Below are 11697 nucleotides of genomic sequence, written 5' to 3'. Positions count from 1 at the left end.
GAAAAGCTCGGGGACGCAAGCTTAGCGCGCCGGGCGGAAATGGCCGTGGCTCCCGGTCCAATTTGCTCCATTGTGTCCGCGAGGTACCGATAACGTCATGTCACCCACATTCACCCACCGACGGCTGCATCAGGTCGCCCGACGTCTTCTGCGATGAACCACAGTCACCGACTGGTCTGGAACGACCAGAGCCAGAGCTTTGTGCCCGCGCCCGAGTGCGCCCGTTCCCACGGGGGGCCTGGTGGCTCCGGGCGGAGGCGCCAGCGCCGCCATGCGTTGGCCGCGGCGGCGTTGGTCTGCCTGACCAGCCCGGTCTGGGCCGGACCGTCCGGGGGCGCGGTGTCGTCCGGCTCGGGTCACATCGTCCAGTCGGGCACCACCACCACGATCACCCAGGACAGCAGCAAGCTGGTCATCAACTGGGGCGGCTTCAACATCGGGAAGGGCGAGTCGGTCACCTTTGTGCAGCCGGGGTCATCGGCCATTGCGCTCAACCGGGTCACCGGCAGCGGCGGCTCGGTGATCGATGGCGCGCTCAAGGCCAACGGGCAGGTCTGGGTGCTCAACCCCAACGGCGTGCTGTTCGGCAAGACGGCCCAGGTGAGCACCGGGGGCTTGGTGGCCTCCACGCTGAACCTGTCGGACACGGACTTCCTGGCCGGGCGCTACAGCTTCAGCGCCAATGGCGGGCAGGGCCATGTCACGAACGAAGGCAGCCTGACGGGCGGCTACGTGGCCTTGCTGGGCAAACAGGTGAGCAACCAGGGCGCTGTCACCACAGCGGGGGGCACCACGGCGCTGGCTGCCGGGGACGCGGTCACGCTGAGCTTTGCCGGCAACGGCCTGCTGTCGGTGCTGGTGGACAAAGGCACCTATCAGGCGCTGGTGGACAACCGGGGTCTGATCCAGGCCGATGACGGCACGGTGCTGATGACGGCCACGGCCAAGGACGCGCTGCTGGAGACGGTGGTCAACAACAGCGGCCTCATCCAGGCCCGCGGTATCCGCAGCGACGGCGGCACCATCGAGCTGCTGGGCGGCTTCAATGGCGGCACCGTGAGCGTGGCCGGCACGCTGGATGCCTCCTCCACCGCGCACGGCGGCGGCTTCATCGAAACCAGCGGCGCGCATGTGAAGGTGGCCGACGGGGCGCGGATCAGCACCCTGTCCGGCGCAGGCAAAACCGGGACCTGGCTGGTGGACCCGACCGACTTCACCATCAGCGCGGGCAGCGGCAGCCAGACCCCCTCGGGCATCGGGGCGGACACGCTCAACACCCAGCTGGCCAGCAACAACGTGACGCTGCAAACCGATGCCAGCGGCAGTGACAGCGGGGACATCCATGTCAACGCGGCCGTGGGCTGGGGCGCCAACACCACGCTGACACTGACCGCGGCACGCAACATCAACGTCAATGCCCCCATCACGGCCACGGGCAGCAGCGCCGGGCTGGTGCTCAACTATGGAGGGGACTACGCCATTGCCGCGCCGGTGACGCTCAGCGGCGCCAGCGCAGGCCTGACGATGAACGGGCAGGCCTACACGCTGGTCCACTCGCTGACCCAGTTCGATGCGATCGACAACGACCTCAGTGGTCGGTACGCGCTGGCGCAGAACCTGGATGCCACCGGCAGCACCTACGCCGGCGCATTGGTGGGTGACAACGCGAATGTCTTCAGCGGCACCTTCACCGGCCTGGGCCACACGGTGTCCAACCTGGTGATCAACGCGCCCAGCAGCGACTCCGTCGGCCTGTTCGCGCAGAACAGCGGCACGATCCGTGACATCGGGCTGGTGGGGGGCAGTGTGACCGGCGGGGCACGCGTCGGCGCCCTGGTCGGCCAGACCCTGAGTGGCAGCAACATCAGCAACGCTTACGCCACAGGCGGGGTGACGGGGCAGGGCTTCGATGTGGGGGGGCTGGTGGGTCATGCCGAGAGCGACACCCTCAGCAACGTCTACGCGACGGGCTCTGTCTGGGGGGACACCAATGTCGGTGGGCTGGTCGGCTACCACATCGACGGCACCCTCAGCAACGCCTACGCCACCGGCGAAGTGACAGGGCGGAACTATCTGGGCGGGTTGTTGGGCTATGCCGAGCACAGCACCCTCAGCAACGTCTACGCGACAGGCGCGGTGGCAGGGGGCGGCGCGGCCCCGATGGGGGGGTTGGTGGGCTATGCCCGACACAGCACGTTCAGCAATGTCTATGCGACGGGCCGGGTCGGGGTGAGTGGCCTTGCCGGTGGATTGGTCGGGTGGTGTGATTTCTGCGACATCAGCAATTCGTACTGGGACAGCAGCAGCACCGGCAAATCCAGCGCGACCCCCTTCAATATCGGAGGAAGCTTCAGCAACGTCAGCGACGTCACCAGCAGCACCGCCTACAACCACGCCAGCTATGCCAACCTGGGCACCTGGACGGAAGCGACCCCGGGCTCTGGCGTCTGGGTGGCCAACGACGGCAGCCGCAACACCTGGGCGATGATCGAGGGCGCGACCCGCCCCTTCCTCTACAGCGAATACAGCACGGTCATCCGCAACGCCCACCAGCTGCAGTTGATGGGCGTGGACCTGGGCGCCAGCTACACCCTGGCCAACGACATCGACGCCAGCGCCACCAGCGGCGGCGACGCCAGCGGCATGTGGACCAGCAGTGGCTTCGCCCCGATCGACATGTTCGCGGGCATGTTGAATGGCGACGCCCACCAGATCAGCGGGCTGACGATCAACCGGGGCGGTTCATCCTACGTTGGCCTCTTTGGCTTCAGCGATGGCGTCATCAGCAATCTCCGTCTCACGGGCGGGGGGGTGACGGGGGGTGACGACACAGGGGCTTTGGTGGGGTTCAACAATGGCACGGTCACGGGCGTCAGCGCCAACGTGCCCGTTGTGGGCACCGGGTGGGGCACCGGCGGCTTGATCGGCCGCAACGACGGCACGGTGAGCCAGGCCTCGGCGTCAGGGACGGTGCAAGGCCAGGTACGCACCGGGGGCCTGATCGGCGAGAACAACGGCACGGTGAGCGGCAGTGTGGCCCACGGGGATGTGTCGGCTGACATGGCCACGGGGGGCTTGATGGGGCAGAACAACGCCACCGTGACCAACAGCTACGCCACCGGGAATGTCACTGCCACCGGCGACAACACCGGAGGCCTGATTGGCGAGCAGCGAGGGGACCTGTCAAACGCCTACGCCACGGGCAACGTTTCCGGCCCGAACTACGTCGGCGGTCTGGCCGGAGAAAACCTGCAGAACATCACCAACAGCTATGCCACGGGCAGTGTGACCGTGACCAGCCCCGGCGGTGTGGCGGGGGCGCTGGTGGGGACCAACAGCGGCCTGATCCAGGCTTCCTTCTGGCAGAGCGGCGCGAGTCTGGCGGGGATTGGGGATGACCCGGGCACGGTGGACTCGTTCACCCGCGGACTGAGCGCCAGCGAGGCCCTGGACGCCAGGACATACACCGACGCGGGTTGGGATGTGGCCACCCAAGGGGGCAGCACCGCGGTTTGGCGCATCTACGACGGCCAGACGGCTCCGCTGCTGCGCAGTTTCCTGACCGCGACGACGGTGACGGTCAACAGCGGCAACAAGGTCTATGACGGCCGCACCGACACCGGCCTGGGCGTGAGCCTTGCCGACGGCGTGGACGGCAGCCTGGTGCAAGGCACCGCCGTGGTCAGCACCGGCAACAGGAACGTGGGCGTCTACACCACGCAGACCTCGGGTCTGTACTCCGGCCAGCAAGGCTATGACATCAGCTACACCGAAGGCACGGTGAGCATCACGCCCAAGGCGATCAGCGGGGCGATCGTGGCGGCCGACAAGGTGTACGACGGGACATCCACGGCCAGTGTCAGCGGCGCGCTCAACGTCAACGACGTGATCGCGGGTGACATGGTGAGCCTGGTCAGCACCGGCAGCTTTGCGGACAAGAACGCAGGCAGTGGCAAAACGGTGAACGTGAGCGGCAGCCTGAGCGGCGCAGACGCTGGCAACTACACCGTGACGACCCATGCCACGACCACGGCCAGCATCACGCCCAAGGAGATCACATTGGTGATCAGGGCGGAAGACAAGTTCTACGACGGCACCACCAGCGCCAGTACCAGCACCTCGCTCCGTGGGATGGTACTGGGTGACCACTTGCGCGCGAGCAGCAGCGGCAGTTTTGTGGACAAGGACGCAGGCAATGGCAAGACGGTCAACGTGAGCAGCAGACTGGATGGCGAGGATGCGGGCAACTACACCCTGGTGGCCAATGCCACGGCCACGGCCAGCATCAACCCCACGCGGCTCAATGTGAACGTCGTCGATGACTACATCATTGCCAGCGGCCTACCCTTCAGTGGTGGCTTTGGGGTCACGTTCCGCGGCTTCGTGAACGGTGAGGATGCCAGCGTGCTGGGCGGCAGCCTGGTCTATGGTGGCAGCGCGCAAGGCGCTGTGCTGCCCGGCGTCTATGTCATCACGGCTTCTGGGTTGGAAAGTCGCAACTACGCGATCGAATACATGAGCGGGCTCCTCTCCGTGCATGAGCCGCCTCCCAGTCCCATTCCGACCGAGCCACTGCCTGCGCCTACGCCGACGCCTACGCCTACGCCGACGCCTACGCCTACGCCGACGCCGACGCCGACGCCGACGCCGACGCCGACGCCGACGCCGACGCCGACGCCGACGCCGACGCCGACGCCCGTTCCCGTGCCTGAACCCGCGCCAGCACCTATCCCCCCCCGCGAGCCCCTGAGGCCTGCCGATTTGGCAGCCACCTCATCGGTGCAGGCGGCGGCCAGCTCAGGCTCCGGCCAGAGCGCAGGGCTGACGGCCACGGTGAGTGCCAGTGGGACGGCGGCGCCCCGGCGTTCCCCGCCTGAAGCAGCCACCCCCGATGCCGGCGTCCCCGCGACGGGCCTGGAGTCCCTGGGGCTGAAGGTGGCCTGCTGGGGCGTTCAGGCGGAGCAAGCCTGCGCCGTGTCGCGCTGAGACACATGAACGGACATTTCCCCTTCCCCATGAAGAACGCTTCCATGCGACATCCCCTGACCTTGTCCGTGCTGAGCCTGTCGGCGCTGGCCTTGTCCACCGGTTCGGCCCTGGCGGCCAGCCCCGACGCGGGCCAGCTGCTGAAAGATTTGCAGACCGTGCCGAGGCAGATGCCTGCGGCGCCCAGCGGCGCGCTGACCATCGACGAGCCCGCGTTGACACCTGTCGCCGAGGGTGGCCCTCAGGTCACGGTTCACCAGTTCCGCCTCTCTGGCGTCACGGTGTTCCCGCAGGCCGAGCTGCAGGCGTTGCTGGCCGATGGACGGGGGCGTCCGCTGAGCCTGGCGGGGCTTCAGGCGTTGGCGGCTCGCATCACCCAACACTATCGGCAGGCCGGCTACCTGGTGGCGCGCGCCTATTTGCCGGCGCAGAAGGTCAGTGGCGACGCAGTGGAGATCGCCGTCGTCGAGGGCCGACTGGACCGGGTGACGCGCGAAGGCGGTGCGGACCTGGGCGGTGATGCGCTGCTGCCGCTGACATCCCTGCAGGCAGGCGATGTGCTGCGGTCGGATCAGCTGGAGTCGGTGCTGATGGCCTTGCGTGATCTGCCGGGGGTGAAGGTGTCCGCCACCTTGCGGCCAGGGCAAACGGTGGGCAGTTCGGAACTGCTGGTGGATGTGGCCTCCGACACCACCTGGACGGGCGGGCTGGACCTGGACAACCAAGGCAGCGACAGCACCGGGGCGGTGCGCGCGGGTGCTCGCCTGGCCTGGAACAACCCGCTGGGCGTGGGGGATCAGCTCAGCCTGCGGGCCCAGGTGTCCGAGAACGCCCAGCACGCCCTGATGGCGGGTTATCAACTGCCCGTGGGGCGGGAGGGCGGCCGCGTCGGCGTGGCTGTGACCGCCATGGACTACCAACTGGGCAAGGCGTTCGAGGTGCTGGATGCCGATGGCCAGGCCAGCACGGTCAGCGTGTACTGGCGTCAGCCCCTGGTGCGCGGTCGCGAGGCCACCGTCTACGCTTCCGCTCAGTTGGACAACAAGCACCTGATCGACCGCATCCACAGTGTGGGCACCCGCACCGAGCAGCACATCTTCACCCCCACCTTCAGTCTGCAGGCGCAATGGCAGGACGGTTGGTTGGGCCAGTCCGCCAGCAGCCGCGCCAGCCTGTCCGCCCAGGTGGGCGATGTGCGGCTGGACGCCACCAGCCGGGCGCTGGACGCGCAGGGGGCCCGCACGGACGCCGGCTTTGCCAAGTTGGGCCTGGATGCTCAGCGCTGGCAGGCCCTGGCGCCGGCCTGGACCTTGATGCTCAGCGCCCGCGCCCAGACGGCAGACAACAACCTGCCCTCTGCCGAGAAGATGACCCTGGGGGGGGCCCAGGGCGTGCGGGCCTATCCCGAAGGCGAAGCCTCTGGCGACCGGGGTTGGCTTGGCACGGCCGAACTCGCGTGGCAATGGGCGTCGGGTTGGCAGGCCGTGGCGTTTGCCGACGCCGGGATGGTGCAGATCAACAGCCACGCCTGGGAGGCTGGCGTCGACAACCGACGTCGTCTGGCCGGCGCCGGTCTGGGGGGGCGCTGGGCCGAAGGGCCCTGGAGCGTCAGTGTCGACGCCGCCTGGGCGCTTGACCATGAGTCGGTGACCATCACGCCCGAGCGGCACCCGCGGGTCTGGGCACGCCTGGCCTGGCAATTCTGAGCTTCACACGGCCCGGGCGGGGTGGGGCGCCGCGGTCTGTGCGACCGATGAGCAGCTCTGCGCCCGCAGCGCCAGCACGGCGTCATCGACCTGCCGGTCGGCGATGCCGCCCAGGCTGTGCAGCACGCTCAACGTGACCAGGGCGGCCAGGCCCAGGGCGCTGGCGCGTTGCAGGAAGGACGGGGTCGGAACGGGGGTCATGGTGGTTTCTCCAGAAGCCCTCGTGGCGGGGCCGTTGGAGAGACTGTCGCCGGTGGGCGGCCGGGTCGCCAGCGCCCTGCGACCAAGTGGCGCTGGCGCGGGATGAGCCGCACCCCGCGCCGACGGGCGGGCGCTCAGGCGTTGGCCTGGCGCTGCGCCTGCGCGGCCAGCCCGGCCAGGGCCGAGGCCTCCAGCACCCGGCCCAGCACCAGCACCGCCGGGCTGCCCAGCTGTTCGCGCGCAATCGTCTCGACCAGCGTGCCCAGCGTGGCCAGCACCTGGCGCTGGCCCGGTGTGCTGGCGGCCTGCACCACCGCGGCCGGCCAGTCGGCGCCCAGCCGGGGCAGCAATTGGTCCACCAGGCGCGGGGCCTGGGTCACGCCCATGTAGATGACCAGCGTCAGGCCGCTGGCGGCGGCCGCGCCGATGGCGTCCCAGTCCGGCCCGGCGCCGCCGGTCTGCGGGTGGCCGGTGACCAGCATCACACCCTGGGCGTGGCGGCGGTCGGTCCAGCCGGTGCCCAGCGCGTTGACGGCGGCCAGGCCGGCGGTGATGCCGTTGACCACCTCGAACGGCACGCAGGCCTCACGCAGGGCAGCGATCTCCTCGCCCGCGCGGCCAAAGACCAGTGGGTCGCCGCCCTTCAGCCGCACCACTTTCTCGCCGGCCAGGGCCTCGCGCACCAGCAGCTTCTCGATGAAGGCCTGGGGCGTGGATTCGCAGCCGCCGCGCTTGCCCACCGGCACGATGCGCGGCATCGGCTGCAGGCCATCCAGCGCGCTGGCCAGCACCTGCTCGCCCACCAGGTCGTCCACCAGGATGACGGTGGCCGCCCGCAGCACGCGCAGCGCCTTCAGGGTCAGCAGCTCCGGGTCGCCCGGGCCGGCGCCGACAAGGTGGACGGGGTGGAGGACGGGGGCCATGGCGGTGCTCCGGGGGCAGGTCAGTCGGTGTCGGCCGCGGCAACGGCGGCGTCGCGCAGGGCCAGCAGCACGCGGCGCTGGCGGTCGATGGGGGCAGGCACCGGGCGCTGGCCGGCCAGCATGGCGCGGATGGCGGTGGCGGTCTCGGCTGGGTCCAGGTGGGGCAGGTCGGGCAGCTCGGCCAGCGAGCCGCCCTGGGCCTCGACCGACAGCACCTCGCTCAGTTGGCCTTGCACGAAGACCTTCAGCGCCGGGCAGCGGCGGGCGTCGGCCACCGGCTCGCCCTCGGTGCCGCGCAGCAGCAGCGCGTCGGCCTTCGTCAGTTCCAGGAACTGTGACAGGCTGACCGAGTACTCGGGATGGGTGTGGTTGACCACCCGCACGCCACCGGGCACCGCCGGCAGCAGCTTGGCCAGGGTGTGGCCGGGGTTGCGCAGGCCCAGCACGCGGCGCAGGGCCAGCAGCCGGTCCAGCGCCGGGTGCAACACCGACAGCGGCATGAAGACTGGCTGGCCGGCCGCCCATTGGGCCTGGGCCGCTTCGGGGCTGAGCGCGGGCGGCAGGCCCAGGGCCTCGAAGACCTGGGCGCTGGTGACGCGGCCCGGGTCGGTCAGCGGTCCGTGCACCAGCACCGGCACGCCGTCGCGCGCCAGCAGCAGGGCCAGCAGCGGGGTCAGGTTGGGCAGCTTGCGCGCGCCGTTGTAGCTGGGCAGCAGCACCGCGGTGCTGGGCGCGGCCAGCGGCAGCAGGCGCGGCCGCACCGCGTCCATGAAGCCGGCCAGCTCCTCGGCGGTCTCGCCCTTGATGCGCATGGCCAGCGCGAAGCCGCCCTTCTCCAGGTCGGTCAGCCGGTCGTCCAGCAGCTGGCTCATCAGGTCGCAGGCCTGTTCGCGGCTCAGCGAACGGGCGCCTTCCTTGCCGCGGCCGATCTCTCGCAGGTAGGGGGCGATGCTCATGGCAGAACGGGAGAAAGTGAGGGTGACCTATTCTCTCGCCTCAGGCCGCGGCGGGAACCTGCCGCACCGGGACTTCCTTGGTCAGGCGCCGCAGCGTGGGCAGGCAGGAGCCGCAGTTGGTGCCGCAGCGCAGCGCGCCCATCAGGGCCGCCAGGCGTTCCGCCGGCGAGCCGGCGCAGCCGCCCAGCGTGGCGCGGATGGTGTCTTCGCGCACGTTGAAGCAGGTGCAGACCTGCGGGCTGGCCGGCGTGGCAGCATCGCCCATCAGCGCCTGGGCCAGGCCGCCGGGGGCCAGCAGCAGCCGGGCCGGGCCGGGCAGGGCCTCGTCGCTGTCCAGCAGGGCGCGTAGCCAGGCCTCGCCGCTGGCGTCGCCGGCCAGCCAGAAGCCCTGCAGATGGGTGGCGCCGTCGGCCGTGCGCTGCACGCGCAGGGCGCGGTCCTGCGCCTGGGCGTCGTCGCGGTAGCGCAGCACCTCGGGGCCCTCCAGGGCCAGCAGCCGCCGCGCGGTGGCCAGCAGGGCCGCCTCCACCGGTGCGGTCGCCGCGGCGCGCAGCACCAGGCCGACGCGGCCCTGGGCATCGGGCTCGCGGCCGAAGGGCAGCAAGCTGGCCCAGCCAAAGGCCTTCAGCAGCGGGCGCAGCTGTTCGCGCACCGCCAGGGCCTGGTCGGCCGGCAGCCAGGCCATGGCCGACAGGCGCCAGGGCAGGACCACCTTCTCGATGGCCACGGCCGCGTGCTTGAGCTCGGGCTGCTTGGACTTGGGGCAGAAGGCCGGGGTGGTCAGCGCGTTCACGCCGTTCAGCGTGCGGCCCTGGTCGTCGTGGCCGCTCAGCACCTCTTCACCCCAGTGCATGGGGATGAAGGCCTGGCCGGCTGGCAGCTCGTCACGGGCCCGGGCGGGCAGCACCAGCGTGCCGCGGCGAGAGGCCACACGCACCAGGTCGCCGTCGTGCAGGCCCAGGCGGTCCATGTCGGCCGGCGCCAGGTCGATCGCGGGCAGACCCTCGTGGCCGTAGAGCCGGCCCAGCAGGCCGGTGCGGCTCATGCCGTGCCACTGGTCGCGCAAGCGGCCGGTCAGCAGGCTGAAGGGGTAGGCGGCATCCGGGGCCTCGGCCAGCGGGCTCAGCGACACGTCGGCAAAGCGGGCCCGGCCATCGGCGGTGGGGTAGACGCCATCGGCATAGAGCCGGCTGCGGCCTTCGCGGGCGCCTTCGGGGCAGGGCCACTGCTGCGGGCCCTGCTCTTCCAGCCGTGCATAGCTCAGGCCCGTGATGTCCAGGTCGCGGCCGCGGGTGCTGTCGCGGTGCTCGTTCCAGACCGATTCGGGCGTGGTGTAGGGGAACAGCGCGATGCGCGCCGGGGCGATGCGGGCGGCCAGGCGGCGGCCCAGGTCGGCGGCGATGGCCCAGTCGTGGCGCGCCTCCCCGGCCGGCGGCAGGGCGGCGCGCACCCGACTGATGCGGCGTTCGCTGTTGGTGACGGTGCCGTCCTTCTCGCCCCAGGTGGTGGCAGGCAGCAGCAGGTCGGCGTAGGCGCAGGTGACGGTGGTGGCAAAGGCCTCCTGCACGATGACGAACTCGGCCCGCTCCAGCGCGCGGCGCACCAGGGTTTGGTCCGGCAGGCTCTGGGCCGGGTTGGTGCAGACGATCCACAGCGCCTTGACCGCGCCGTCGGCGGCGGCCTGGAACATCTCGATGGCGGTGCGGCCCGGGGTGGCGGGCACCGAGGGCAGGCCCCAGAGCTGCGCCACCTCGGCCCGGTGGGCGGGGTTGGCCAGGTCGCGGTGGGCCGACAGCAGGTTGGCCAGGCCGCCCACCTCGCGCCCGCCCATGGCATTGGGCTGGCCGGTCAGGCTGAAGGGGCCCGCGCCGGGCCGGCCGATCTGGCCGGTGGCCAGGTGCAGGTTGATCAGGGCGGCGTTGTTGTCGGTGCCGTGGCTGCTCTGGTTCAGGCCCTGGCAGTACAGGCTCAGCGTGGCGGGGCTCTCGCCGAACCAGCGCGCGGCGGTGTGCAGATCGGCCTCGGCCAGGCCGGTCAGGCGGGCCGTCTCGGCCGGGGGGAAGGCGCGTACCCGTTCGGCCAGGGCCTCGAAGCCGGTGGTGTGGGCCGCGATGTAGGCCGGCTCGGTCAGGCCTTGCGCCAGCAGCAGGTGAAGCAGGCCGTGGTAGAGCGCCACGTCGCTGCCGGGCTTCAGGGCCAGGTGCAGGTCGGCCATCTCAGCCGTCTCGGTGCGGCGCGGGTCGGCCACGATCCACTTCTGCTGCGGCCGGGCGCGGCGGGCGTCCTCCAGCCGGCGCATCAGGATGGGGTGGGCCCAGGCCAGGTTGCTGCCGGTGATGAACACCGTGTCGGCGTGGGCGAAGTCCTCGTAGCTGCAGGGCGGCGCGTCGGCCCCCAGCGTGGCTTTGTAGCCGGCCACCGCGCTGGACATGCACAGGCGCGAGTTGGTGTCGATGTGGTTCGTGCCCAGCAGGCCCTTCACCAGCTTGTTGAAGACGTAGTAGTCCTCGGTCAGCAACTGGCCCGAGACATAGACGCCGATCGCGTCGGCGCCATGCTGCTGGTGGATGGCGGCCAGGCGCTCGGCGGCGTCGTCCAGCGCGCTGTCCCAGTCCACGGTGTGCGGCGCGACGCCGCGCCGGGTGCGTTGCATCGGCGCGAGCAGGCGGGTCTGCTGCTGCACGCTCTCGGCGGCGGTCAGGTGCAGGGTGGCGCCTTTGGTGCACAGCCGGCCGGCGTTGGCCGGGTGGTCCGGGTCGCCGCGCACACCGGTGATGCGCTGGCCATCGTGTTCGATCAGCACGCCGCAGCCGACGCCGCAGTAGGGGCAGGTGGAACGGGTTTCGGTCATGACAGGTCCTTGGACAGGCGGTCGCGCGGGCGCTCGATCAGGCGGCTTCGCGCCAGGCAGCGGGGGCGTCGGTG

Annotated in this window: 6 protein-coding genes; 2 read left to right on the top strand and 4 right to left on the bottom strand. The window is 70.7% G+C overall.

The window, feature by feature from the left end:
* Positions 1-153: 153 nt before the first annotated feature.
* Positions 154-4986, top strand: a complete 4833-nt coding sequence (locus KGA65_RS16830; protein ID WP_225864282.1) for a two-partner secretion domain-containing protein — start codon at positions 154-156, stop codon at positions 4984-4986.
* 44 nt (positions 4987-5030) lie between these two features.
* A complete protein-coding gene (locus KGA65_RS16825; protein WP_225864281.1) occupies positions 5031-6692 on the top strand; it encodes a ShlB/FhaC/HecB family hemolysin secretion/activation protein in 1662 nt (553 codons plus the stop codon).
* 3 nt (positions 6693-6695) lie between these two features.
* Here the strand turns inward: KGA65_RS16825 and KGA65_RS16820 are convergent, their stop codons facing one another.
* From KGA65_RS16820 to KGA65_RS16805, 4 genes are all read right to left on the bottom strand, one after another.
* A complete protein-coding gene (locus tag KGA65_RS16820) occupies positions 6696-6893 on the bottom strand; it encodes a hypothetical protein (RefSeq protein WP_225864280.1) in 198 nt (65 codons plus the stop codon).
* Between the two features lie 134 nt (positions 6894-7027).
* On the bottom strand, positions 7028-7816 hold the full coding sequence (gene cobA, locus KGA65_RS16815; RefSeq protein WP_225864279.1) for a uroporphyrinogen-III C-methyltransferase: 789 nt from the start codon (positions 7814-7816) through the stop codon (positions 7028-7030).
* A gap of 20 nt (positions 7817-7836) precedes the next feature.
* Positions 7837-8772, bottom strand: coding sequence for a DNA-binding protein YbiB (ybiB, locus tag KGA65_RS16810; RefSeq protein WP_225864278.1), 936 nt, complete (start codon positions 8770-8772; stop codon positions 7837-7839).
* Positions 8773-8812: 40 nt separating this feature from the next.
* The gene (locus KGA65_RS16805) at positions 8813-11623 is read right to left on the bottom strand and encodes a nitrate reductase (protein WP_225864277.1); all 2811 of its coding nucleotides are present in this window, start codon (positions 11621-11623) and stop codon (positions 8813-8815) included.
* Positions 11624-11697: the final 74 nt, after the last annotated feature.

This window comes from Ideonella benzenivorans, from assembly GCF_020387415.1.
Lineage (GTDB): Bacteria > Pseudomonadota > Gammaproteobacteria > Burkholderiales > Burkholderiaceae_C > Ideonella > Ideonella benzenivorans.
The sequence above is the reverse complement of the archived record's forward strand: the minus strand, read 5'-3'. Positions and strand labels throughout refer to the sequence as shown.

What these genes read in the sequence shown, in the direction of transcription:
- KGA65_RS16830 (WP_225864282.1), top strand. Translation starts at nt 154, where the DNA reads ATGAACCACAGTCACCGACTGGTCTGGAACGACCAGAGCCAGAGCTTT.
- cobA (WP_225864279.1), bottom strand. Translation starts at nt 7,816, where the DNA reads ATGGCCCCCGTCCTCCACCCCGTCCACCTTGTCGGCGCCGGCCCGGGC.
- KGA65_RS16820 (WP_225864280.1), bottom strand. Translation starts at nt 6,893, where the DNA reads ATGACCCCCGTTCCGACCCCGTCCTTCCTGCAACGCGCCAGCGCCCTG.
- ybiB (WP_225864278.1), bottom strand. Translation starts at nt 8,772, where the DNA reads ATGAGCATCGCCCCCTACCTGCGAGAGATCGGCCGCGGCAAGGAAGGC.
- KGA65_RS16805 (WP_225864277.1), bottom strand. Translation starts at nt 11,623, where the DNA reads ATGACCGAAACCCGTTCCACCTGCCCCTACTGCGGCGTCGGCTGCGGC.
- KGA65_RS16825 (WP_225864281.1), top strand. Translation starts at nt 5,031, where the DNA reads ATGCGACATCCCCTGACCTTGTCCGTGCTGAGCCTGTCGGCGCTGGCC.